This window comes from Nitratireductor sp. WH36-1 (genome assembly GCF_058725515.1).
In genome coordinates this window covers 812129-836522 of record NZ_CM178970.1, presented here as the reverse complement: position 1 = coordinate 836522, position 24394 = coordinate 812129, and the positions used below count along the sequence as shown (strand labels likewise).

The following is a 24394-nucleotide window of genomic DNA, read 5'->3' as shown; positions in this document are numbered from 1 at the left end:
TTGCATTTCATGCGGGCCACGGAGTCAAGCGCCCTCGCCCTTCGACAGGCTCAGGATGAGGGCTGTTGAAGCGCTGCGCCTGTCATCCACCCACATTGCGACAGCGCTAAAGTAGCCCTCATCCTGAGCTTGTCGAAGGGCGAGGGCGCCCGGGACCAACGTCCCGCGTCACCCCACTCCTACATAACGGTGCACCATGTCCGGGTCTTCCCGCAGGCGCTCCACATCCACCGTCTCGCGGTTGCGGCCGTTCTCGATGAAGGCGACGCGATCCGCCACGGGCAGAACGGCATCAACCCGCTGCTCGACAAGGATGGTGGAAACGCCGCGCTCGCGCAGCCCCGCCACTGTCTCGCGAATACGCGCGATCATCGAGGGCATGAGCCCCTCCGTCGGCTCATCCAGAAGCAGCACCTGCGGCTCAAGGCAGAGTGCGCGCGCCATGGCCAGCATTTGCTGCTCGCCGCCCGAAAGCGTGCCGGAGCGCTGCTTCAGCCGCTCGCGCAAAACCGGGAAGAGCTCGAGCACGCTGTCACGCGTGGCAGCGCCCTTGCCGCGTGTCATCAGCCCGATCTCGATGTTCTCGCCCACGGTCAGTTCCGAAAACAGCCGACGCCCCTGCGGCACATAGGCGACGCCGGCTTTCGGAACCTCGTGCGGCGCGAGGCTGTTCAACTCCACATCGCCAAGCAGAATGCGGCCCGCCGTTGCCGGCACCAGACCCATGATCGTCTTCAGCGCCGTGGTCTTGCCTGCGCCATTGCGGCCAAGCAGGCAAAGCACCTCGCCGGAGCGTAACTCCAGATCGAAACCGCGCAGCACCTGCACATGGCCATAGGCGCTGTCGACATTTTCCATTTTCAGGGCAGCCGTCATCTCAACCTCCGAGATAGGCTTGCTGGACGGCCTGGTTGGCGCGGATCTCGGCAGGCGCGCCCTGCGCAAGAATGCGCCCCTGCTCCATCACCGTGATGCGCTCGGCAAGCGCCATGACCACATCCATGTTGTGTTCAATCAGAAGCACCGTCGCCTCCTCGCCGATCTGGCGCACCAGCGCGATGAAATTCTCGATCTCGCTGTCGGAGAGACCCTGCGTGGGTTCATCGAGGATCAGGAGACGCGGCCGCAGCGCCAGCCCCATCGCCACTTCAAGCAGCCGCTGATGCCCGTAAGACAGATTGCCGGCCACCTTTTGCGCGTGCTCCGCAAGGCCCACCTTCTCCAGCGCGTCCATGCCGTGTTCGGTGAGCGCGCGCGCTGAAAGCCCCCGCGCGTGGTCATCGATCAACTGCCGCTGAACCGCCAGCGCCACATTGTCGAAGGCCGTCAGATTGGCGAACACGCTGGTGATCTGGAACGTGTAGGCGATGCCGGCGCGCACCCGCTTGTGGGCCGGCATCTGCGAAATGTCCTGCCCGTCGAAAACCACGCGTCCTTCCGTCGGCGCGACACGCCCGCAGATCAGGCTCACAAAGGTCGTCTTGCCGGCCCCGTTCGGGCCGATGATGGCATGGGTCTCTCCCTCGGGCAGCGCGAAGTCGACACCATCGACCGCGCGCAGCCCCCCGAAGGCGCGCGCAAGGCCCATGGTTTCAAGAAGCGGGCTCACGGCAGCCATGGCAACCACCTTTCACGCACCGTACCGGTGATGCCATTGGGGAAGAACAGAATGACGCCGATCAGCACCAGACCGACCACCAGCAGATGCGCAGTGGTGTAGCTCGACGCGGTGTCGATGACATAGAACATGAACAGCGTTCCGATGAGCGGGCCGAGTGTCGTCGCGGCACCGCCGACCAGCACCCAGAGCAGCGGCAGAATGGAATACTGGATCGCCGCAAAACCAGACCCGACATAGCCGAACAGCACCGCATAGGCAGCGCCCGAGGCGGCGCAGAAAATGCCCGAAAGCACCATCGACATGAGCTTGTTGGCGAACACGTCATAACCCAGCATGCGCATGCGCTCCTCGTTCTCGCGAATGGCGATCAGCGAGCGGCCATAGGGCGCGCGCACCAGAAACAGGATCGCTCCCAGAACCAGCGTGAAAAGCGAAAGCGCCACGAGATAGCGGGTGGAGGGATCGGAGAGATCGAGCGCCCCGCCGGGAAATTCCAGAACGCGCGAGGCCTGCGGCAGAACGAGCCCTTCCTCGCCGCGCGTATAGGTCGTGAAGTAAAGGGTCATCAGATAGAAGACCTGCGCGAACATCAGCGTTACGATCATGAACGCGACGCCGGTTGTGCGCAGCGCCAAAAAGCCGACGACCAGCGCCAGCGTCGCACCCGCGGCAAGCCCCGTCCCGAAGGCCGGCCAGACGCTCCATTCCAGATGGTAGATCGTCAGCCCCGCCCCGTAGAGCCCGGCGGCGAAGAACATGGCGTGGCCGAGGCTGAGCAGCCCCGTGTAGCCAAAGGCCAGATTGTAGCCCATGGCGAAAACGGCCAGCACCAGAACGCGCGCAAACACGCCGCGATGATATTCCGGCAGCAGAAAGTTGAGCGCCAGAAGCAGGAGGACCACGCCGACATGAAGGGTAATGGTCTTTGCAGAAGGGGTCAGTCTGGTCATCGCGCGGCCTCTCCGAAAAGGCCCTGCGGGCGAAACACCAGGATCATCGCGACCGCCAGCGTCGCCAGCATCTTGGCGAGCGTCGGCGAGAAGAACATCGAGATGATGCCATCCGACAGGCCGATCAGCACCGCCGCCAGAACCGTGCCGCGCAACGAGCCCAGACCGCCGATGATCACAACGATGAACGACAGAAGCAGCGGATCGTGACCCATCAGGTAATGCGCCTGCTGGATCGGCACGATCAGCACGGCCGCCACAGCGGCAAGCCCCGCCCCCAGCGCAAACACGCCGGCATAGACGCGCCCGACCGGAATGCCGAAGGCCTGCGCCGTCTCACGGTCGAACTGGGTGGCGCGCATGACGAGGCCGATCTTCGTGCGCGTCAGCACGAACCATGTGGCCAGCATCATCAGGATGGAGAAGCCGATCACCGCGAGTTTGTAGGCAGAATAGCCAAACCAGGGCAGCTGCATGCGGTAATTGAACGGCGCTTCGACCGGCCGCGCCTCCGGCCCGTAAAAAGTCAGGGCAAGCTGCTGGATGATGTACATCAGGCCGATCGTGGCGACGATGGTCGCCTCCGGCTCATATTTGAGACGGCTCAAGACCAGCCGCTCGGCAACAAAGGCGATGGCGGCCACCACAAGCGGGCTCAGCACCAGCGCCACGAGAAAACCGATCGCCGGATGACCGCCGAACAGCGACGCGAACCACCAGGCGAGCACCGCGCCCAGCATGTAGAACTCGCCATGGGCGACGTTCACCACCCGCATGACGCCGAAGACCAGTGACAGGCCAAGCGCCATCAGCGCCAGCACAGCCGCCGTCACCAGCCCTTCAAGCGTGGCGAGAAGAAAATACGGACCGAAGGCCATTCACAAACGCACTTTCATGAAAGGAGCCGAAGACACGCCGCCGAACCGTCCCATGGGAAAAGCCGCAACGCTGACATCCCCTCTCCCCGCATGCGGGGAGAGGGTAAGGGTGAGGGGCAAACACCGCCCGCCTTGATGTCTTAGAACGACATCTCCGTGTAGTCGGCCTCGGGCTCGTAAGCGCCGTCCTCAATGGAGGTGCGGTGCACCACTTCGAGCTTGCCGTCCTTGACCTGGCTGATGCTCTGCTCGCCGAAGACCTGGTGGATCTTGCCGTTGAACAGCTTCTTGCCCTGCGGATGGTCCGGGCCGGCTTCCATCCCGGTCATCGCCTCGGTGGCCTCGATCATGGCGGCGCGGTCATCCGGCCCCTTGTAGTCGCAGGCTTCCATCGCGGCCTTGATGACGTTGAGCGTCTCCCAGCAGCCGAACATGTGAGCGGCGGTGGAGATGTCCTTGCCGTCATTCACGCTCGCGCCATTGTCGTCGATGCCCACCGTCTCGCGATAGGCGGTGACATAGTCCGGCTGATCCGGCTGCGCGTAGCGCGGCATGCCTTCCCAGAAATGGCTTCCTTCAAGGAATTCCAGACCCGGGCTTGCGATATCCACGGCCTCGAGCGAGTCGATGAAGCCGAAGAGCTGCGGCCCGCCGGAGCCAAAGAACTCGCCCATTTCCTTCACGAAGGTGAGCACGGCCGGGCCGACCATGACGTGATAGATCACGTCCGTGTCGCGCGGGATCTGCGGGAAATAGCGCGTGAACGAGGTCTCCGTCGGCGGGATCGGCACCTTGGCCACCACCTGCCCGCCCTGCGCCTCGATGGCCGGGGTGAAGAAGTCGCGGTGGTCATGTCCGAACGCATAGTCCGGATAGACCAGCGTGACCTTCTTGCCGAGATTGTCGGCAATCCACGGCGCCATGGAGCGGGCCTGCGACTTCACATCGGTGATGCCCGGCTGCACGCAGTAGCGGTTCAGCTTGCCGGATGCGACGTGATAGCCCTCGCTGACCACGTAATAGGGGATTTTCAGCTCGCCCGCCGCCGGAGCCGAACCGACGACCACGTGGCTGAACAGCGTTCCGTAAACCAGGTCGACCTTGTGCTGGTTGGCGAATTTCTCGACCACCTCGGCACCGCGCTTCGGGTCCGTGCCGTCATCCTCGATCACGATTTCGAGCGGCCGCCCGTTGATGCCGCCGGCATCGTTGATGCGCTTGGCCGCCGCCGCCGTGACGCGATCGTACCAACGGCCATAGGCCGCGCCGATGCCCGTGCGGTGGCACTGGAAACCGATCTTGATGGGCTCGGAAGACTGCGCCTGCCCGTAACGCACGAAGCCGGGCGCGGCGATGAGACCGGCCGCAGCGCCGAGGCCCTTGAGCGCCGACCTGCGGCTGAGACCGCTGTTTAAATTAACCAGAGACTTGCGATTTTCACTCATGCCGGTTCCCCATTGTTGTGATCGTTTGACCGAGCATTTCCAACGGTTGGAAGCATTTTCCAGCGTTGGAAAAATCACTTGTGTACAAACTAAATCACCAATCCAATCCCTTGGCAACAGGACATGCCCCAAGGGAAACGCGCCTGTCTTTTAAAACATTTTAAGACGCAGCGGAATTGCAGACGGGGGACAAAGTGACGAAGAAACAAAGAGTTACCAAGAAGACCTGCCCGGCAGAAACAGCCGTAACGCAAATGCCGGGATCAAGAAATTTTAATCCGCCTTCTCAGCCCACGGTGGGCGCGGAGAGCAGCCAGAGGCCAAAAACGGTGTAACCGACCATCAGCGCGGCAAGCGGAATCTGGCTGATGGTCGCCACCCGCGCAGAGCCGAAATGCCGATAGGCGATCAGATGCGACAGGACAACGGCCAGCACATGCCCGCCGATAATCGCCACCGCCTGCGCGTTCCAGATCAGCCACGCAGACCGCGCGCCGAGCGTCGCGCCGGCCTGCACATGCATCCCCGCCGTGCCGAACAGGTTCCAGCCCTGCATCAACGGGTCGGAGAGCGCGGCAAGCGCATACTGGCTGTTGATGGTAAACCCCACCAGATAATGCGAGAAATGATAGGCGAGCGCGATGGGAATGATCGACCAGGCCAGAAGACCGCCCGTCTTCACGACATCCGCCTCCCCCACAAACCGGCAACCCAGCCAGACCGCGCCCATGAAGGCGGAAAACAGAAGCACGAACATCAGGGCGAGCCCCAGCGAGTTCGCCCCGACAACCGCCGAACGGCCGGGGAATTCCAGCGGGTTGATGCCGATGAGATCGAGCCAGAAGAATGTGTGCGTGAGCCCGTCGAAGGACACCGAGCTTAAGGCCAGAAGCAGAAAGGCGATGCCGGAAAGCGGCAGCGCCGCGGCCTCTCCAAGCTTGTAGCCCGGCAGGCCGATCACCAGCCGCCGCCCCCTGTCGCCAGCCTCCAGCGCAAAGAAGGAAAGGCGCGAGAGCATGGTGAAAAACAGCGACAGAAACTCCACCCGGCCGCTCCAGCGCTCATGCCCGAACAGGACCATGCCCGCAAAGGTGAAGCCCCAGTAGAGCGAGACGGCAATCGCAAGCCTTTCAGGGTCGGAAGGCGCAAGATAGACAAGCTCGAACCAGGCAAAGCCGAACAGCGTCACAAAGGCCGGCCACATCCCCAGCCAGGCGGGCAGACGCCAGAACCCGTCTTTCGGAACACCCACACGCAACAGCATGCGCCACGGCCCATACCAGGGGTTGATCCAGTCCCAGACATTGCCAAGAACGCCCTGCACAATGGTCACGCCGACCCACAGAAGCGTCCAGATCATCAGCGGCAGCGGATTGGAAAGCGGGTCGCGGCTGCCGTGAAACCCGGCAAACACAAGACCTGCAAGCGCCAGAAATGAGAGCGTGCTGACTAGCGCACGCCCGTCCAGCGGCATCGGAAACAGCGCAACCCTTCTTGCCGAAAGCCGCTCGAAACCATGCACCGGCAGAAAGACCAGAACCAGAAAGCTCAGCGCAACGGAGAGCATGCCGCCGAACAGGTAATAATCGGTCGGCAGAAGCAGAACATGGCCGCGCTCGGAGGCATGCGCCAGCGCTTCACCGGCGGCGGCGCATAAGGCGACCCCGGTCAGAAACGCACGCGATACAGGCGTTTTCATGCCTGTTTTCCGTGGTCTCCAGCCGTTGCTCCATCAAGATCGGCAAGTGTGAACACGTCGACGGTCAGCCCCACATGCTCTTTCATCAGCGCCAGCACCCCCTCCAGATTTCTGTCCAGGGCAAGCTCCATGAGTTGCGTGTGCTGGTCAAGGGACATGGCCGCATCGAGCGCGGCAATGGCCGCCTCATGGCCATCCTCCGCACCCGCCGCCGCGCGCAGCGTCGGCGTGACCGTCAGAAAGATGTGATGCCGGCAGAGCTGCCCCCAGATCTGGGTGTAGAAGTGCTTTAGCCAGGTGGCGTCCGCCGCAGAAAGCAGCGCCTCGTGAAAGGCCTGATGCCGCTCCACCCATTCATGCAAGGCGTCGTCGGAAAGCCCCTCGGCCGGTATCTGGCAGCGAGAAAGACGATAATGCGCCGTGACGACGGCAGCCTCCCAGTCGGCGTCGCCCTTGCGAATGGATTCCTCCAAAAGCGTGGTTTCCACCGCAAGCCGCGCCTTGGAGAGGTCTTCAAGCTCCGCGCGCGAAACGGGCGCAACGGCAAATCCGCGATTGCTCTCCGCCGTGACGAGACGCTCGGCCTCCAGCCGTGAAAGCGCCTCGCGCAGCGGCGTCCAGCCAAAGCCATAGGCATCGCGCAGCGCCGCAATCCGCAGCGGCTGCCCCGGCATCAGGCGCGTCGCGAGAATGTCGCGGCGCAGATGGTGATAGGCTGCCTCCGTCTTCGTCAAAGGCGCGTCATCGTCCACGACCGTATGATGCAAAATGGCTCCTCCTCAGAACAAAAGTATATATAATTCAAGAGGTGTTCAACGATTATATATAGCGTTTGACAGGCATAGCGCCCGCGATATGATGCCTTACGCATTCGGATGGGGAGGAGACGCATCCAGCATGCAAAGCCCATCCGACAGAGGTTGATGCGGGCAAACCGGCGACCTCTGATTTGATGTTTGACATGAGATATGGCGTGGAGGCCATCCTCATGTTTCAGGCCCCTCGGGCCGCCACGGGAGGAATGACATGACTGTAAAATCACGCTTATGGCTGCGCGGCGTCGTTGCCGCCGGCGCTATGGCTCTGGGTCTTGGCGCGGCAAGCGCCGAGCCGATCCGCATCGGCATCGCCAATTTCGGCGAGCATCCGCAGCTCAACACCGCGATCCAGGGTTTTAAAGACGCCATGGCCGCCGGCGGCTACGAGGAAGGCAAGGACGTTGTCTACTCCGAGAGCCACACCAATTTCGATGCTTCGCTCGTGCCGCAGATGATCGCCAAGCTGCAGGCCGAAGGTCCGGTGCTCATGTACACGGTGACGACGCCGGTCTCGCAGATCGCCAAGAAGGCGCTTGCCGGTTCCGGCATTCCGATCGTCTTTTCCGCCGTCACCGATCCGGTGGCCGCCAAGCTCGTCCCCTCCTGGGAAGCCGGCGATGAAGGCATGACCGGCGCGACCGACCTGCAGGATGTCGCCGCCGTCATGGAGTTTGCCAAGAAGCTCGTTCCGGACGCAAAGCGCATCGGCCAGCCCTACAATCCGGGCGAGGCCAACGACGTGGCGCTGCTTGAAAAGGTTCAGGAAGCCGCTCCCGCCGCCGGCTTCGAGGTCGTGGCCGTGGGCGTCGACAATGTGAACGACATTCAGCAGCGCGTCGCGTCGCTGGCCGGCAAGGCCGACGTGATCTACACGCCCGCCTCCAACCTGTTGCAGCCGGCCATCGCCGCCGTTTCGGCTGCCGCCCGACAGGCCGGCATCCCGATCATCAATTCCGATGATGGCGCCGTTTCCGATGGCGTGGTTCCGGCAAGCTTTGCCGTGAACTACCAGCAGGTCGGCCTCAACGCCGGCAAGATCGCGCTGCAGATCCTCGACGGCACGGACCCCAAGTCGATCCCGCCGATGAACCCGGCCTATGAAGATCACTCGCCGCGCATCTCGAAAAAGGCCATGGCGGCCTTCGGCCTCGAGATCCCCGAAGAGCTCGCCGACTGCAACTGCATCGTCGACTGATACGGCAAGAGACCAGACGCGGCGTCTCCCCCCTTTTTCGGGACGCCGCGTCAGCTTTAAGGGAGGTGCCGGTGCTTGAAGTTCGTGCCGCACGCAAAGTGTTCTACCGGGGACAACCCGACGAAAAGATCGCCCTCAACGGGCTCGACCTCACCCTGAAAACTGGCGAATTCGGCGTCGTGATCGGCTCCAACGGAGCGGGCAAGAGCAGCATGCTCAATGCCATTTCCGGGTCGCTCTCGCTTGATTCAGGCCAGATCCTCATCAATGGCGACGACATCACGGCCCTGCCCGTGCACAAGCGCGCAACCCGCATTGCCCGCGTGTTTCAGGACCCCATGCTCGGCACCGCCGCAAGCATGACGGTGGCGGAAAACATGCTGCTTGCAGAGCTGCGCAGCAAGAAGCGCACGCTGCGCCACGGGCTCAACGCCAAGCGCCTTGCCGATTACCGCGACAGGCTCGCCATTCTGGGCCTCGGCCTTGAAGAGCGCCTCGAAACACGCGTCGATCTTCTGTCCGGCGGCCAGCGCCAGTCGCTGTCGCTCATCATGGCGGTGGGCGGCTCGCCCGACCTCCTGCTGCTCGACGAGCACACAGCCGCTCTCGACCCGCGCACCGCTGACATCGTGATGGAAGCGACCGTGCGCGCGGTGGACGCGCTGAAGCTCACCACGCTTATGGTGACGCACAACATGCAGCACGCCGTCGATTACGGCCATCGCGTCATCATGCTCAATGCCGGGCGCGTGCATCTGGAAATCGGCGGAGAAGAAAAGGCCAATGTGACCGTGGCCGACCTGGTCGGCCATTTCGCCATCAAGACCGACAGCATGTTGCTCGCGAGCTGACCCCGATGATCGATTTTCTGCAAACCACTCTGACGAGCTTCGTCGCACTCATCCCCGTAACGCTCGCGCAAAGCCTGATCCTCGGCTTCGTCGTCGCCGGCATCATGATCCCCTTCCGCATGCTGAGCTTTCCGGATCTCACCAGCGAGGGCGCATTTCCGCTGGGCGGCTGCGTCTGCGGCCTGGCGCTTGCGTCCGGCCTCGGCCCGCTCACGGCCATCGGACTGGCTCTGCTCACCGGCTTCATCGCCGGCTGCTGCACCGCCTTCATCCATCTGCGCTTCCGCATCCACACGCTACTGGCCGGCATCCTGGTGATGACCATGCTCTACAGCGTGAACCTGCGCATCATGGGGCGCTCGAACCTCTCGGTGTTCGGCACGGAAACCATCTTCGACTGGGTGCCGTTCGTACAGCCGGGCTTCCCGCTCGCCAAGATCATCGCCGTCGGCCTCATCACGCTGGTGATCTTCCTGGCGCTCAACTTCTTCTTCACGACGGAGAAGGGCACGGCAGTGCGCGCCGTGGGCGCAAACCCGGTGATGGCGGAAGCACAGGGCATCAATGTCTGGGCGGCAACCATTGGCGGCATCGGCCTCGCCGGCGCGTTCTCGGCCTTCAGCGGCGCGCTGATGGTTCAGTCGCAGGGCTTCGCCGATGTGAATATGGGCCTCGGCATCCTCATCAACGGCCTTGCGGCGCTGATGATCGGTGAGGCAATCGTCGGCAAGGCGACCGTGTGGCGGCAGCTCCTCGCACCCTTCGCGGGCGCGATGGTCTACTACCAGCTGGTCTCGCTGTGTCTGGCGGCAGGCATGCCCCCACCCGACCTGAAGCTTGCAACCGGCGCATTCGTGCTGCTGATGCTGGCCCTGCCCACGCTGCGCGCCGCGCGCAGCCGGCAGGCGGCGACACCGCGCGAAAGCTTCCGCGAGTAGAAGACTCCGGGCGCGGCCTCAGAGCATTTTACCGCTCTAATACGGTGGATGTTCTAATCGAGGGGCCGCGCCTCGGAAGGCAGCATGATCGGAATACCGTCACGCACGGGATAGGCGAGCTTGGCGCTCTTCGAGACCAGTTCGCCAGTCTCCCGGTCCCAGCGCAGCGGGCCCTTGGTCAGCGGACAGACCAGAAGCTCAAGCAGCTTGCCATCCATCGGTGCGACCGCAGAGACCGCCTGACCGTCCCGTTTCTCATCATTCATCGTCTTTTCCCTCGAGATCCCGTCACTGAAGCCGGTGCGTGGCGTCGCCCTCACCCTGCGCCAGAACAATCTCCGTAATGGCGATCAGCGTGTCGGCCCGCGTCTTCAGATCAGGCGCTTCCAGAAGCGCCTGCTTTTCCGCCGGACCATAAGGCACCATCATCGACAGGGCGTTGACGAGGCTCGCATCCTCGGCCTGATGGACACTGTCCCAGTCGGCCTCGAGATCATTGGCCTCCAGATAGGCGCGAAACGCCCGCAACAGCGCCGCACGGTCCACCTCCGGCTCTTCCGGATCGTCATGCAGGTCGCTTTCGAAGGGCAGGATGCGGCACTGGCGGAACGGTGTCTTGACGCTCAGTTCCTCAAGCAGCCGGAACCGGCAAATGCCGATCAGGGTGATCAGATAGCGCCCGTCTCCCGTCTCGGAAACGGAACCCAGCCGCCCGACACACCCCACATCGCAGAGCGCCGGTTCGCCATCGGGCCGCGTCGCGCCATCAAGGCGCGGCTGCACCATGCCGATGAGCCGCCCACCGGACAGCGCATGGTCCGTCATGGCCAGGTAGCGCGGCTCGAAAATGTTGAGCGGTAATCGTCCACCCGGCAGAAGCAGGGCCGCCGACAATGGAAACACGGGGATCACACTGTCGATATCGCGGCCGCTGCGATACGAAAAATTACCTGCCTTCACACGACGTCTCCCGATGTTTACCCGATATCTGGAGCAGCCTCGCCAATAGGCAAATAATCGGGCAGCTTATGAGAACAGAAGCGACGACAGCTTGCGCCGCGCCGAAAGCGTTGCCGGATCGGTTGCGCCCCAGGCCTCGAAGAATTTGAGAAGCTGGGCGCGCGCGCCGTCTTCCTGCCACTCGCGGTCCGCCCGAACGATGGCCAGCAGGCTTTCCGCCGCCGCCGCCCGGTCGTCCTTCGCATTCTGCAGAAGCGCCAGGTCGAAGCGGGCCTGATGGTCGTTCGGGTCGGCGGCAAGCCGCTGCTCCAGAGCGGCTGCGTCGCCCAGATCGGCCACCTGCTCGGCAAGCGCCATCTTGGCCTGCACGGCGGCGATGGGCGCTGCATCTTTCTGCTTTTCAGGAACCTGCGCAAGCACCTGTGCCGCCTGCTCAGTCTGACCCGCTTCGAAAAGCAGATCGGCAAGACCGCCAATGGCGTCCACATTCTCCGGCTCACGCTGAAGGATCGCGGAATAGATCTGTGCCGCCATCTGCTGGTCGCCATTGGCGACAGCCTCTTTGGCGGCCTCAAGCGCGCCGGCGATCTCGTCATTGCCCGCGCCGGCGGTGAGCTTGTCGATGAACGCTTTCACCTGGCTTTCAGGCAATGCGCCCATGAACCCGTCAACCGGCTGCCCATCCTTGAAGGCAAAGACGGCGGGGATGGACTGCACGCCGAGCTGGCCGGCAACCGCCGGGTGCTCGTCGATGTTCATCTTCACCAGCTTGACCTTGCCGCCCGCCGCGCGCACCGCATTTTCAATGATCGGGGTGAGCTGCTTGCAGGGGCCGCACCAGGGCGCCCAGAAATCCACCAGAACCGGCTGATTGCGCGATTCCTGGATCACGTCAGCCGTGAAAGCGGCCGTCGTCGTGTCCTTGATAAGATCGACCGCTGCGAGCTGGGGCTCATCCGACAGCGTGAAGGTCTGCGAAGCCGGCTCGGGAGCGGATGCGGGCGCTGCGCCGCCGCCGAAATCCACATTGGTGGTGTAGTCCCCACCGGCTGCGCCATAACCGCCGGACTTCCCGTAAGGATTGTCACCGTTGTTCATAAAAGCCTCTTCCTGCTTGCGGTCCGGCTCGCTGTTCGTGCAGCGCCCGGCCGGCCGATAGAAATCGTTTCGTCGCTCCAAATGTGGCGATCACTCGGTCACTTTCAAGACGAGCGGCTCATGCGCGACCGCTTCCAGAAAGCGCATCAGGTCGTCACGCCGGATGGATGTGGTCGCCTCATTGGTGAGCGGGTGCGCGTTGATGAGATCATTTTCCATCAAATCCGCGTCGAGCACCACCTTTACGCTGTGCTCTTCATCATTGATCACGCCAAAAACCGTCACCGAGCCCGGCTCCACGCCGAGAAATTCCATCAGCCTGTCAGGCTTGCCGAAGGAAACGCGGCTGGCAGCGCCGATCTTGTGATGAATCGTCTTCAGATCGACCTGCGCATCCTCGTCGACGGTCACAAGAAAGAAATTATCCTTCTTGTCTTTCAGAAAGAGGTTCTTCGTGTGCCCGCCCTCAATCTCCCCGCGCAGCGACTGGGAATCTGCAACGGTGAAAAGCGGCGGGTGCCGATGGGTTTTCGCGTCGATTCCCAGCGTTTCGAGATATTCGAGCAGGTTTTCGGGAGTTTTCGGCACGGTTTCACCCCTTTTCAACAACGGCGTCTTCAGAGCGAACTAGCCGCTGAAAGCCAGCAAATGCAAGCCCTTGAGCGACATTGAAGGTTCCTCCACCGCCGACTTTTTTGCGCCTGCGAAGGCGTTTTTAAAAAAACGCAACATCACTGTCGATTTCCTGTTGCATCTGCGAGCGGGATCAGACTATAAGCCCATCGTCGGAAGCGACGAAGCGAGCGGGCGTAGCTCAGGGGTAGAGCACAACCTTGCCAAGGTTGGGGTCGTGAGTTCGAATCTCATCGCCCGCTCCAGTTTCCGAAACTCAAAAAGCCGCGGTCATCCGCGGCTTTTGTGTTTTCCGGATCAGGAAAAGCGCGCTCCCGAAAATTCCCCTGTGAAACCGGCACTGGCCAAGCGCCCGCACGGCAGACGGCCAGACGCCTTGCAGCCAGCGCGAATTCATGCAACCCGACGCTTGTCCGGCAGCCGGCTTATGCCATGCTGACCGTGATTTAGCTGAAGGTTTCGAGAATGCTGGCTGTCCTTGTCCATATCACCATCGTCACCACTGCGACGCTCCACATCCTGCTGCGCCGCAACAGACAGCCGGAATCGCGCATGGCGTGGCTCGTCGTGGTCATGACGCTCCCGTATCTCGGAGCCCTCGCCTATCTGCTGCTCGGCCAGACCAGCGTTGGCCGCAAGCGCATCAAGAGGCTGACCAGCGCCTTCAACGACCTGCCGCGCCCCCAGACGCAGAACGCAGAAGCCCGGACACCGCTTTCAGCATGGGACGAGGCCCTGTTCCGGGTCGGGCGCTCCATCTCCGGCTATGAGCCGGTCAGCGGCAACCATGCAAAGCTGATGAAGGATTCGGATGCTGCGATTGATTCGATGGTGGCCGATATCGACGCGGCCCGCGATCACGTGCACCTCGTCTTCTACATCTGGCTGGATGACGGCAATGGCAACAAGATCGCCGATGCGCTGATGCGCGCCGCCGCGCGTGGCGTCACCTGCCGCGCCATGGTCGACGACATCGGCTCACGCGCCCTGGTGAAGGCGCCGCTCTGGCGCAAGCTCTCGGAGGCCGGCGTGCACACGCGCACCGCCCTGCCCGTGGGCAATCCCTTCCTGCGCATTCTCGATGGCCGCATCGATCTGCGCAATCACCGCAAAGTGCTCGTGATCGACAACGCCATCACCTATTGCGGCAGCCAGAACTGCGCCGATCCCGCATTTCTGCCCAAGGCGAAATTCGCGCCATGGTTCGATGCCGTCATGCGCTTCACCGGGCCAGTGGTGCGCCAGAACCAGCACCTCTTCGCCAGCGACTGGATGGGCAATGGCGGCGACGACATCACCGAGATTCTGACAGAGCCCGTGGAAGCGCCGAAAGGCGGCTTCTTCGCGCAGGTGGTGGCGACCGGCCCGACCTTCCGCGCCTCCGCCATGCCCGAAATGTTCGAGAGCCTGATTTATTCGGCGAGGCGCAGCGTGTTCATCACCACCCCCTATTATGTGCCGACACAGGCGCTTCAGGCTGCGATCTGCGCCGCCGGCAATCGCGGCGTCGATGTCACCATCATCTTCCCCGCCCGCAACGACGATTTCGCCGTCGGCGCGACCTGCCGCAGCCATTATGAAAGCCTGCTGGAAGCGGGCGTCAAAGTGCATGAGTTCCAGCCCGGCCTTCTGCACACGAAGTCGCTGACCGTGGATGGAGACGTGACGCTGATCGGCTCGGCCAATATGGACCGGCGCAGCTTCGACCTGAATTACGAAAACAACATCCTGCTGCACGACCCGCAGACCACCGCCGCAATGCGCGCGCGGCAGGAGGAGTATCTCGCCCAGAGCCGGCCAATCACGCTTGAGGAGGTGCGCGGCTGGAGCATGCTCCAGCGGCTCAAGCAGAACGCACTCGCGATTGTGGGGCCGATACTCTAGAGCAATTCCAGGAAAAGTGGGGACCGGTTTTCCGTCCGGAATTGCGTAAAAACAATACTCTAGACCCGCCTGCATGCGGACTGGAGGTACGGCCCCGGCGCGGCGCGTCAGTCCCCGTTGTCCGGATCGATCTGCAGATGCTCGGCGACAATCGCCGCAGCCTGCGTGAACGGCAGCACGCCGGCGCTTCCCTGCCATGGCCTCGCATCGCCGGCGAGAAGCAGCGGAACCCGCTCGCGCGTGTGGTCCGTGCCTGTCCAGGTCGGGTCGTTGCCGTGATCGGCGGTCAGCATGAGCAGGTCGCCGGGGCGCAGTTTCGGCAGAAGCCCGGCGAGACGGCGATCAAACCACTCCAGCGCCCGCGCATATCCCGCCACATCGCGGCGATGGCCGTAATGACTGTCGAACTCGACGAAATTGGCGAAGACAAGATCGCCATCGGCGGCACTTTCGACCGTCTCCAGAAGCCGGTCGAACAGCGCGTCGTCGTTCGGCCCCTTCAGCACGCGGGAAATGCCCTTGCCAGCGAAGATATCACCGATCTTGCCCACGGCATGCACGGTGCGGCCAGCAGCCACCACGCGGTCGCAGATCGTGTCGCCGGGAGGCGGAATCGCGAAATCGCGCCGGTTGGCGGTGCGGGTGAAGCCGTTCTCCGCGTCCCCGACGAAAGGCCGCGCGATGATGCGGCCCACATTCATCGGATGGAAAATCCCGGCTGCCGCCTCACACAGACGTAACAGCCGTTCGAGGCCGAATGTCTCCTCATGCGCGGCGATCTGCACCACGCTGTCAGCCGAGGTGTAGACGATCGGCGCGCCGGTCTCCATGTGCTCCGCGCCAAACCGCTCCAGCACATCCGAGCCCGAACCATGCGCATTGAAAAGCGTGCGTTCCAGCCCGCCCGCGCGCCGCAGCCGCGCCATCGCCTCTTCCGGAAAGGCCGGAACTTCATGCGGGAAATAGTGCCAGTCCCTGGTGAGCGGCAGGCCTGCCAGCTCCCAGTGTCCGGTCTGGGTGTCCTTGCCGGCACTTTCTTCCTGAAGGGCCGCCCAGGAAGCATGGGCCTCGGGTGCGGAAAGCCCCGGCGCGGACTGGCCACAGGCCAGTTCGAGCGCGGCGCCAAGGCCAAGCGCGGAAAGATTGGGCAAATGAAGCGCGCCGGAGCGCCCCTCTTCCGCCCGGCCTGCGGCGCAGGCTTCGGCGATGTGCAGAACCGTGTTGGAACCGGCATCGCCGAACCGCTCGGCATCCGGTGCGCCGCCTATGCCCACCGAATCCAGAACGCACAGGAAGACACGACCGTTCACAGACATTCGTCACCCTTCCGCGAAGCGCGCCTCCATGCGACGCCGCAACGCTTCGAATATTTCATAAAAGCTCCAGCCCATGAGGGAGAGGAGCAGCACCATGCCGATCACTGTGGCCGTGTCGGCGTTCTCCTGTCCAGAAGAAAGGAGATAGCCCACGCCCTCATTGGCGCCCATCAGCTCGCCGATCACGGCAGCCGTCATGGCAAGCGTGGTCGCCACTGTCGCGCCGGCAAAGAGCGTCGGCAGCGCCGAAGGCAGTTCGATATGCAGGAAGCGCTGCAGGGGCGAGAGCTTCAGCACGCGCGCCAGATCCAGATAGGATTTGTTGACGAAGCGCAGGCCTGAAAGCATGCCCGTCATCACCGGGAAGAAGGTGACGATGGCGATCAGCACCACTTTGGGAGCCGGCCCAAGACCGAGCCAGAGCAGAAGCAATGGCGCAATGGCGATCTTGGGCGCGGTCTGCAGAAGCAGGATGAGCGGCGTGGACATCCGCTCGGCAACGGGAAAGCGGGCAAACAGCAATGCGGCCGCGACACCGGCCAGAGCGCCGAGCAGGAAGCCCCAGAAGATCTCGATCAATGTCACATAGACATGCCCCAGAAGATTGGCGTTCTTGTAGAGAAACACCATCCGCTCCATGACGGCTGCCGGGCTTGGCAACAGATAATCGGGCACATTGAAGAGGAACACACCGCCGCCCCAGAGGGCGACGATGAGAACCAGGCCCGCGATCCCGCGCTTCAGCATGGCTTATTCGCCGATCGAGGAAGGATCGACCACGAAGTCGGCAGCCTTCGGCGCTTCGTCGACGACTTCATACTTCGCCAGAATGTCGGCATTGGCCTGCCAGGCGTCGAGATCGGCAGCGCCGAGGCCCTTTTCCCTGGTCAGGTCGCTCTGCCAGACGGAGGCGACGAAGCTGTTCTTGAATGCCGTGGAGAGAAGCTCCTTCTGGTCGGCCCAGGTCGGCGTGTACTTCTCGAAGGAGATTTCGAGAGCATCGTCCACGTGACCGTCGATCACCCACTCATAGGATGCGGTGACGGCATTGGTGAAGCGCTTCACGAGATCCGGATTTTCCTCGAGCAGGCGGCTGGAGGTGACAACGACATTGCCGAAGGACGGCAGGAAATCGTTGGACAGGATCATCGTGACATCGACGCCGGCGCCTTCCAGATTGTACTTGCGCAGCTCGGAGAACACGATGGCGTCGACCTGGTCGCTCTGCAGCGCCTGAACGATTGCACCCGTGGAAACGACTTCAAGCTTGATGTCGTCGAGCGAGAGGCCCGCATCCTGGAGGCCGACCTGAAGCTGCAGGTAGTTGGGCGAGCCGAGCGAAGTGACGGCGACCGTCTTGCCCTTCAGGTCCGCATAGGTTTCGATGCCGGTTTCAGCCTTTGCCAGCAATGCGCCAATGCCGCGCTGGTAGGTGGTGTGAACCACTTTCACCGGCAGGCCGTTGGCCGCAGCCGCCACAACGGCGTCGCCGTTCGGGAAGCCGAAATCCACATTGCCGGCGGCAATGTTGGTCAGGATGTCGGACGCGCCAGCATAGATGAATTCAACCTCGATGTCCTGATCGGCGAAGAAGCCGTTTTCAACACCGGCATAAAGCGGCGAATAGAAAGGCACTGCAGCGCCGTCGATCTGCATGACCACCCTGTCGGCAGCAAGTGCAGCAACACCCGAAGCAATAAGGGCAAGCGTGGCTACGCCGGTTTTCAGCATCACATTCATTGTTCTCTCCTATTGGGACGCATCATGCGCGAGAGCCCGGCCCGCAATGCGGAGCAGGTTTCGCTGCGTGTTTTCATAATCGACAAGCCAATTGTCGGTGGCGCGATTGCCGTGCACACCCAAGAGGCAGGCCGCCCTGAGGCCAAGAGCCCGGCCAACGGCCAGGATCACCTGCGATTCCATTTCCACTCCGATGGCCCCCTCGGCAAGGAAACGGTCCAGATATCCAGCGTCCGGGCTGTCGACCGCATCAAGCCTGAGCGGCCGGTCCTGCCCGAGGTAATAACTGTCGGTCGAGGCGATCATGCCCCGGTGCGCGCCAAGCCCCAGCGCCGCAGCACTTTCTTCCAGCGCAGACGCGAGTGCGGGATCGGCCTCCGGCGTGTAACCGTGTTCGGCATAGAGCGCTGCAACGCCGGTCAGGCCGGTCGCCGTGTGCGGCACGATGTAATCACCCGTGGGAATTTCCGGCACCAGCGCGGAGCACCCGCCGATGCGGATGAGACGCTTTGCGCCCAGCATGGCGAGCTCAACCATGGCGATCTCGGTCGACGGACCGCCAATGCCGCTGGAACAGATGGTCAGACGCCGGCCTTCAAACGTTCCCGTTACAAGCGCAAACTCGCGCTTGCGGCCGAAATCCTGCACATCGGTGAGCATGTCGCGCAGCAGCGCAACACGGTCGGGATCACCCGGCACCAGAACATCTTCGGCCACATCGCCCGGCCCACAGGGAAGATGCGGCGGACGACCGCCGGAAAATGGCAGGCGTGCGGTGGGTTTTGAACTATCGGCCATCCTGCACCTTCCATGACAAGAGACGCCCCTCGATCACACCGAGAAGCCCGTGAAGGGCGATGCCCAGAAGCGAAGTCAGAAGCACCGCGCCAAACAGCAGCGGCGTCTTGTAGGTGGCGGAGGCGAAGGTCATCAGATAGCCGAGGCCGTCGCTGCCGGAGATCCACTCGGCAAGGATCGCGCCGACGAGCGCCTGCACCGCGCCGATCTTGAGACCGACGAAAATGCCCGGAAGCGCCGCCATCAGATCGATGCGCCAGAACAGCGAGAACGGGTTCAGCTTCAGAAGCTTCGCAAGGTCGTGCATGCGGCTGTCGATGCTGCGGAAGCCGGCAAGCGCGCCCATCAGAACCGGGAAGAAAACCAGCGAGACGATGAGCACGATCTTGGCCGTGAGGCCAAGGCCGAACCAGACGACGAACAGCGGCGCAAGCGCAATCTTCGGCGCGGTCTGGAAGACGACCAGAGGGCCATCCAGAAAGGTCGAAAGCCGGGGCATCTTGTAGAGCAGGTAGGCGACGGCGATGCCCGCCACGCTGCCAATGCCGAGCCCCAGAAGGATGTTGCGCACGGTGAACCAGAGATGCGGCCACAGTTCGCCGCTCACAAGCGAATCCCAGAGCGTCGAAACCGTGCTTTGCGGCGACGGCAGGAGATATTTGGGAATGCCCATCGGCCCGCTGGCGTACCACCAGGCCACGGTCAGCAGCGCCAGCGCCACACCATATTCGAAAACGGGACGAAAGCGGCTCATCATTCCGTTTCCCGCATGTCCTGGCGCAGCTCCGCGACCAGCTGATGATAAGCGGGATCAAGCTTGGTGGCTTCGCCGCGCGGATGCGGCAGGTCCACCGTGTAGGTCTTCTTCAGTCGACCAGGACGCGGCGACATGACCATGACCTCGCTGCCGAGATAAGCCGCCTCTTCAACGCTGTGCGTGACCAGAAGAATGGTCTTGCCCGTGCGCTGCCAGATGCGCAGCAATTCGTCGTTCAGCGTTTCGCGGGTCAGAAGGTCCACGGCGGAGAACGGCTCGTCCATCAGAAGGATCGGCGGATCGTCGGACAGCGCCCGGGCAATGGCCGCACGCTGGCGCATGCCGCCGGAAAGCTGTTTGGGCAGCGCGTCCTCAAAGCCGGAGAGCCCCACCAGTTCGATCAGTTCACTGACGATCCGGTTGCCCTCGTCGCGGCGCACACCGGCGGTGTCGAGCGGAAAGCGGATGTTGTCGCGAACGGTCTTCCACGGCAGCAGAACGGCATCCTGAAACACGAAACCGACCGGGCGTTTGGCCGAACCCGTATCGAGTTCGATCGTGCCGCCGGAAGCGTCTTCCAGCCCCGCGATCAGACGAAGGAAAGTGGACTTGCCACAGCCGGACGGCCCGACGATGGAGACAAATGCACCCTTTTCAATCCGGTGATCGAGAGGCGCCAGGGCGAGGATGCTTCCACCATCAAGATCGAAGCTCTTCGTCAGACCAGAGGTTGTTATCAATCTGAGACCTTTCAGAGGTAACTGAACCGATTAGACGCATAAAAATGCGACGTTTCAACGCATATTCTCAAAATTTAGACACCTTGTCCAGCGACGCCGGGAAGGCAGCGCCTGTCGTGAATGCGACGCGGATCATCACAGGATTTTCCAAAGCGTTTTGGGAAGTCATGACAAGCGAGAAAAATTCTCAAAAGAATTCAGCACATTAAAAGTAGACCGCCACAACAGAAACAGACACACCAGAATATTCATCGAGCATTACATGACGCCGACTAATTTCTGCAACACGCATAGAAGAGCGACGCGCACCAGAGACTGGAGGGGAAATTCTAATTATTGATACAAGTCGTTTTCTGCTCCGTCTCCCGACGCCCCAATCCGGCCATCGAGAAAATTTCAGCCCACGTCACAACAAGCCCGGGGAAGCGCGCAAACGCGCGACCCGGCTAACAGCTCGACGGGTGATTAGCGGATAATTGCGCGGCCCGTCAGACGCTGCTGCGGCAATCAACAATCAATTTTGCTGGGAAACGATTCTTTCGACCGCTCAGCCTAGCCGGCGCGCCGCCCCAGGGCCGTCTCGATGTTGCGGGCCGACTGGCGCACGGCGTCGGACAGGCGCTGCGTTTCGGCGCGCGCCTTGGTCTCCGGCAGCACGATGGAGATCGTCGCCACACAGGCCCCCGTCTCATCACAGATCGGCGCGGCAATGCAGGCGACGGCATATTCCGATGCGCTCATCTGGACTGCGAGCCGCTCGCTGAATTCGCGCCCGGCCTGTTCGGCAAGCAGAACCGCATCGGTCTCGGCGCGCCCGGTGGTCGAGGGCCGCGCGATTTCACTGAAGATGCGCACGCGCTCGGCCTCGTCGAGATGGCCCAGCAGCAAACGGCCCGACGCCGTCCAGTTAAGCGGCACACGCGTGCCCACATCGGACGCGACATTGAAGTGATCCTCACCGCGCGACATGCCGATCACCGTCATCATGTCATCGTCGCGCGCGCAGATCTGAATGGTTTCGCCCAGCTCTTCCGCCAAAGCTTCCATCTCGCGCTTGGCTTCCTTGAACACATCCATGCGTGAACGATAGGTGAGGCCGTAGCGCATCAGCCGCGGGCCGAGCCAGACGGAATTCTCACCGCTGCGCGACAGCATGGAGCGCTCCAGAAGCTCATCGACAATTTTGTAGATGGTCGAGGCCGGCGCACCGGTGGAGCGCGCCAGATCATAGGTGCTCATCGGCTGCTGGCGTTCGGTCAGAATGTCCAGAATCTGAAGCGTCCGGTCGATGGCTCCAACCCGCTTTCTCGCTTCACCGCTCATCTGACGCTCCCGCTGCCGTTTCCATTCAGCCGCCTTAGCACGCACCCGCACCCAACGGGCAGAGGGCGCACGCAGACTTGACGGATGTTTAGCACGCATATACCGTTATTGTAAAATATAATACATAATAATGGAGGAGAGAATGGCATTGAAGATCATTGGGAAGTTCACCGGAAAATCATCCCTTCTGAGCGCCCCTCTGGCCGCCCTTCTGGCCGGAAGCGCGCTCTCGCTTGCAGCAGGCCCGGCATTTGCCGAGGGCAAGACGCTGGACGTCGCGATCATCGGTGAGGCCGACACGTTCGACCCGATGATGTCGACCAAGGACGTGGTCTCCATCGTCACCCAGCATTTCGTCGAGACGCTCTATACGTTCGATGGCGGCTGGAACATTGCGCCGCTTCTGGCGACCGGGCTGCCGGAAATCAGCGATGACGGCCTCACCTACAAGATCGGCATCCGCGAAGGCGTCACCTTCCATGACGGCTCCAGCATGGATGCAAAGGACGTCGTGGCGTCCCTCGACCGCTGGCTGAAAGTGGCCACACGCGGCAAGGGCGTGGCCGACAAGGTGGCGTCCGTCGAAGCGACCGGCGATTACGAAGTCACCATCACGATGAAGGAGCCCTATTCGCCGCTCCTGTCGCTGCTGGCCTTCTCCAATTCCGCCGCGGCGGTCTATCCGGAAGAGATCATCGCCGACACGATTGAAACCGTGGTTGGCACCGGCCCCTACAAGATCGCCGAGCACATGCCGGACCAGCATCTCCAGCTCGTGCGCTTTGAAGATTACGCCTCGCGCGACGAAGCGCCGGACGGCGCTGCCGGCAAACGCGCACAGCTGGCCGATGAAATCCGCTTCATTCCGGTTCCCGATCCGAACACCCGCGTCGAAGGGCTTCTGTCCGGCCAGTTCGACTTCGCCGACGGCCTGCCGGCTGAAAGCTACAAGCGCCTTGAAGAGAACGAAACGGCCGACCCGCTGCTTCTCAAGCCGTTCGGCTGGCCGATCTTCGCCGTCAACCACAAGGATGGCCTCCTGACGGACAAGAACATCCGTCTGGCTGTTCAGGCGGCGCTGCCCATCGATGACATGCTGTTTGCCGCCTTTGGCGACGACAATTTCTTCATCACCGACGGGCCGCTCTACCCGGAAGGCTGGGCATGGCGCACCGAAGCAGGCGCCGAACTGTTCAACCAGAACGACCAGACCAGGGCCGGTGAGCTGCTCAAGGAAGCCGGCTATGACGGCACCCCGCTGCGCATCCTCACCTCGCGCCAGTATGAGTTCCACTTCAAGATGGCCGAAGTGGCCAAGATGGCGTTGGAATCGGCAGGCTTCAAAGTTCAGATGGACGTGGTCGACTGGGCAACGCTCGGCCAGCGCCGCGACGATCCGGCCGTATGGGACATCTACATCACCCATTCGCCCTTCCTGCCCGAGCCGGCGCTCACCTCGCTCTATGACAAGTCGTCCCGCCTTGGCTGGTCGAACCCGGAGAAGGACAAGATCCTCGACGCGTTCACCAGCGAGACCGACATTGCAAAGCGCAAGGAGCTCTTCGCCGAACTGCAGAAGCAGGTCTTCGAGGATGTCGGCTTCATCAAGATCGGCGCATTCAACGCGCTTCAGGGCACCCGCAAGGGTCTTGAAGGTGTGCCGGCTTCTCCGTGGCCCTTCTTCTGGAACGCACAGGTCCAGTAACGGCCACTCTTCAGGGGCCGCTTCGCTCCCGGCGGCCCCTTTCTTGGATATGAGTTCGGAGAACGCGTATGGCGCGCTATATCCTCAAGCGCATCCTGGGAATGTTCATCGTCATCTTTCTCGTACTGACGATTGCCTTCCTGATCGTTCGTCTTGCGCCGGGTGATCCCGCCGCCCTGATGCTGGGGCCGGAGGCAACGCCTGAAGAAACAGCCGCGCTGCGCACCGAACTCGGCCTCGACCGCCCGATCGTGGTGCAATATTTCACCTTCGTCGTGAACGCGGCCCAGGGCGACCTCGGCACCTCGCTGTTCTTCCGCCAGCCGGTCACGCAGGTGCTGGCGGCGCGGGCAGAGCCCACCATCTTCCTCGCGCTTTTCTCTCTCGTATTCGCGCTGGTCATCGCAACACCCATCGGCATCTACGCGGCCTATCGGCGGGGCTCGTTTCTCGACCAGAGCGCCATCAGCACGGCCATGCTCGCCGCCTCCATTCCCAGCTTCTGGACCGGCCTCATGTTCCAGCGCTATCTGGCCACCGATCTCGGTCTCTTTCCCGCATCGGGCTATGGCGGGCCGGACGCCAGCTTCATCGAGCGGATGGGCTATCTGATCCTGCCCTCCATCGTGCTCGGCATCGTCAATTCCGCGCTCATCCTGCGCTTCACCCGCGCGTCCATGCTCGACATTCTGGGCGAGGACTATATCCGCACCGCCCGCTCCAAGGGCATGGGCGAACCGCGCGTCGTGCTGCGCCACGCGCTGAAGAATGCGGCCATTCCCATCATCACGGTCATCGGCCTCACCTTCGCGCTTCTGGTTTCCGGCGCGGTGGTCACCGAGCGCGTGTTCAACATTCCCGGCATGGGAAACCTGGTGGTCAGCGCGGTCCTGCGCCGCGACTACCCCGTCATTCAGGGCGCGCTCATCGTCGTCGCGTCGCTCTATGTGCTCATCAACCTTGTCACGGACCTGCTCTATCTGACCGTCGACAAGCGTGTTCGGTACTAGCGCATCGGCCCGGAAATCGGAATCGATTTCCGGAA

24 protein-coding genes and 1 tRNA gene are annotated in these 24394 nt (G+C 62.4%); 7 read left to right on the top strand and 18 right to left on the bottom strand.

What is annotated here, in order from left to right:
* Nucleotides 1-168: 168 nt before the first annotated feature.
* The 7 genes from AC4PTT_RS04035 to AC4PTT_RS04005 form a co-directional block, all read right to left on the bottom strand.
* Nucleotides 169-876: an ABC transporter ATP-binding protein gene (locus tag AC4PTT_RS04035; RefSeq protein WP_206546181.1), complete on the bottom strand. Its 708-nt coding sequence runs from the start codon at nt 874-876 to the stop codon at nt 169-171.
* A 1-nt stretch (nt 877) separates the two neighbouring features.
* A complete protein-coding gene (locus tag AC4PTT_RS04030; protein WP_206553863.1) occupies nt 878-1618 on the bottom strand; it encodes an ABC transporter ATP-binding protein in 741 nt (246 codons plus the stop codon).
* On the bottom strand, nt 1606-2571 hold the full coding sequence (locus AC4PTT_RS04025) for a branched-chain amino acid ABC transporter permease (RefSeq protein ID WP_492162148.1): 966 nt from the start codon (nt 2569-2571) through the stop codon (nt 1606-1608). Before AC4PTT_RS04025 ends, AC4PTT_RS04030 begins: the two co-directional genes overlap by 13 nt.
* Nucleotides 2568-3449 carry a branched-chain amino acid ABC transporter permease gene (locus tag AC4PTT_RS04020; RefSeq protein ID WP_113153170.1) on the bottom strand — a complete coding sequence of 294 codons (882 nt, stop codon included), beginning with the start codon at nt 3447-3449 and terminating at the stop codon, nt 2568-2570. Before AC4PTT_RS04020 ends, AC4PTT_RS04025 begins: the two co-directional genes overlap by 4 nt.
* Nucleotides 3450-3589: 140 nt before the next feature.
* The gene (locus AC4PTT_RS04015) at nt 3590-4894 is read right to left on the bottom strand and encodes an ABC transporter substrate-binding protein (RefSeq protein WP_492162147.1); all 1305 of its coding nucleotides are present in this window, start codon (nt 4892-4894) and stop codon (nt 3590-3592) included.
* 286 nt (nt 4895-5180) lie between these two features.
* Nucleotides 5181-6593 carry a hypothetical protein gene (locus AC4PTT_RS04010; RefSeq protein WP_492162146.1) on the bottom strand — a complete coding sequence of 471 codons (1413 nt, stop codon included), beginning with the start codon at nt 6591-6593 and terminating at the stop codon, nt 5181-5183.
* Complete coding sequence (locus AC4PTT_RS04005; protein WP_473468856.1) at nt 6590-7345, bottom strand: GntR family transcriptional regulator; 756 nt, start codon at nt 7343-7345, stop codon at nt 6590-6592. The genes AC4PTT_RS04010 and AC4PTT_RS04005 overlap by 4 nt, the downstream gene beginning before the upstream one ends.
* 274 nt (nt 7346-7619) lie before the next feature.
* On the opposite strand from AC4PTT_RS04005, the gene AC4PTT_RS04000 reads away from it, so the two are divergent.
* The 3 genes from AC4PTT_RS04000 (at nt 7620) to AC4PTT_RS03990 (ending at nt 10395) form a co-directional block, all read left to right on the top strand.
* Complete coding sequence (locus tag AC4PTT_RS04000) at nt 7620-8606, top strand: ABC transporter substrate-binding protein (RefSeq protein WP_113153174.1); 987 nt, start codon at nt 7620-7622, stop codon at nt 8604-8606.
* 71 nt (nt 8607-8677) lie between these two features.
* The gene (locus AC4PTT_RS03995; RefSeq protein ID WP_206546178.1) at nt 8678-9457 is read left to right on the top strand and encodes an ABC transporter ATP-binding protein; all 780 of its coding nucleotides are present in this window, start codon (nt 8678-8680) and stop codon (nt 9455-9457) included.
* An 8-nt stretch (nt 9458-9465) separates the two neighbouring features.
* Nucleotides 9466-10395, top strand: coding sequence for an ABC transporter permease (locus tag AC4PTT_RS03990; protein ID WP_206546247.1), 930 nt, complete (start codon nt 9466-9468; stop codon nt 10393-10395).
* A 53-nt stretch (nt 10396-10448) separates the two neighbouring features.
* On the opposite strand, the gene AC4PTT_RS03985 is transcribed toward AC4PTT_RS03990, so the two are convergent.
* The 4 genes from AC4PTT_RS03985 to AC4PTT_RS03970 form a co-directional block, all read right to left on the bottom strand.
* Nucleotides 10449-10661, bottom strand: a complete 213-nt coding sequence (locus AC4PTT_RS03985; protein WP_317562305.1) for a Trm112 family protein — start codon at nt 10659-10661, stop codon at nt 10449-10451.
* Nucleotides 10662-10683: 22 nt separating this feature from the next.
* Entirely contained in the window at nt 10684-11355 is a 672-nt protein-coding gene (locus tag AC4PTT_RS03980) for an LON peptidase substrate-binding domain-containing protein (RefSeq protein ID WP_206546177.1), read from the bottom strand.
* 66 nt (nt 11356-11421) lie between these two features.
* A complete protein-coding gene (gene trxA, locus AC4PTT_RS03975; RefSeq protein WP_492162145.1) occupies nt 11422-12453 on the bottom strand; it encodes a thioredoxin in 1032 nt (343 codons plus the stop codon).
* Between the two features lie 90 nt (nt 12454-12543).
* Nucleotides 12544-13041 carry a prolyl-tRNA synthetase associated domain-containing protein gene (locus tag AC4PTT_RS03970; protein WP_113153178.1) on the bottom strand — a complete coding sequence of 166 codons (498 nt, stop codon included), beginning with the start codon at nt 13039-13041 and terminating at the stop codon, nt 12544-12546.
* A 215-nt stretch (nt 13042-13256) separates the two neighbouring features.
* Here AC4PTT_RS03970 and AC4PTT_RS03965 point away from each other — a divergent pair.
* Nucleotides 13257-13331 (top strand) — tRNA-Gly (locus AC4PTT_RS03965).
* Nucleotides 13332-13551: 220 nt separating this feature from the next.
* Complete coding sequence (gene cls / locus AC4PTT_RS03960) at nt 13552-14970, top strand: cardiolipin synthase (RefSeq protein WP_492162144.1); 1419 nt, start codon at nt 13552-13554, stop codon at nt 14968-14970.
* A gap of 107 nt (nt 14971-15077) precedes the next feature.
* On the opposite strand, the gene AC4PTT_RS03955 is transcribed toward cls, so the two are convergent.
* The 7 genes from AC4PTT_RS03955 to AC4PTT_RS03925 form a co-directional block, all read right to left on the bottom strand.
* Nucleotides 15078-16286 carry a phosphopentomutase gene (locus AC4PTT_RS03955; protein WP_299939148.1) on the bottom strand — a complete coding sequence of 403 codons (1209 nt, stop codon included), beginning with the start codon at nt 16284-16286 and terminating at the stop codon, nt 15078-15080.
* A 3-nt stretch (nt 16287-16289) separates the two neighbouring features.
* The gene (locus AC4PTT_RS03950) at nt 16290-17033 is read right to left on the bottom strand and encodes an ABC transporter permease (RefSeq protein WP_113153181.1); all 744 of its coding nucleotides are present in this window, start codon (nt 17031-17033) and stop codon (nt 16290-16292) included.
* Between the two features lie 3 nt (nt 17034-17036).
* On the bottom strand, nt 17037-18026 hold the full coding sequence (locus tag AC4PTT_RS03945; protein ID WP_492162143.1) for an ABC transporter substrate-binding protein: 990 nt from the start codon (nt 18024-18026) through the stop codon (nt 17037-17039).
* Nucleotides 18027-18035: 9 nt separating this feature from the next.
* Nucleotides 18036-18824, bottom strand: a complete 789-nt coding sequence (locus tag AC4PTT_RS03940) for a nucleoside phosphorylase (protein WP_206546173.1) — start codon at nt 18822-18824, stop codon at nt 18036-18038.
* Complete coding sequence (locus AC4PTT_RS03935; RefSeq protein ID WP_224924960.1) at nt 18814-19578, bottom strand: ABC transporter permease; 765 nt, start codon at nt 19576-19578, stop codon at nt 18814-18816. The genes AC4PTT_RS03940 and AC4PTT_RS03935 overlap by 11 nt, the downstream gene beginning before the upstream one ends.
* Nucleotides 19578-20321, bottom strand: coding sequence for an ABC transporter ATP-binding protein (locus AC4PTT_RS03930; RefSeq protein WP_113153184.1), 744 nt, complete (start codon nt 20319-20321; stop codon nt 19578-19580). The genes AC4PTT_RS03935 and AC4PTT_RS03930 overlap by 1 nt, the downstream gene beginning before the upstream one ends.
* A 552-nt stretch (nt 20322-20873) precedes the next feature.
* Nucleotides 20874-21644 (bottom strand): IclR family transcriptional regulator, encoded by a 771-nt coding sequence (locus AC4PTT_RS03925; RefSeq protein ID WP_492162142.1) that lies wholly within the window; start codon nt 21642-21644, stop codon nt 20874-20876.
* Nucleotides 21645-21786: 142 nt separating this feature from the next.
* Here AC4PTT_RS03925 and AC4PTT_RS03920 point away from each other — a divergent pair, with 142 nt between their 5' ends.
* Together AC4PTT_RS03920 and AC4PTT_RS03915 are read left to right on the top strand one after the other, a co-directional pair.
* On the top strand, nt 21787-23349 hold the full coding sequence (locus AC4PTT_RS03920; RefSeq protein ID WP_492162141.1) for an ABC transporter substrate-binding protein: 1563 nt from the start codon (nt 21787-21789) through the stop codon (nt 23347-23349).
* A gap of 68 nt (nt 23350-23417) precedes the next feature.
* Entirely contained in the window at nt 23418-24359 is a 942-nt protein-coding gene (locus AC4PTT_RS03915; protein ID WP_206546171.1) for an ABC transporter permease, read from the top strand.
* The last annotated feature ends 35 nt before the right edge of the window (nt 24360-24394 follow it).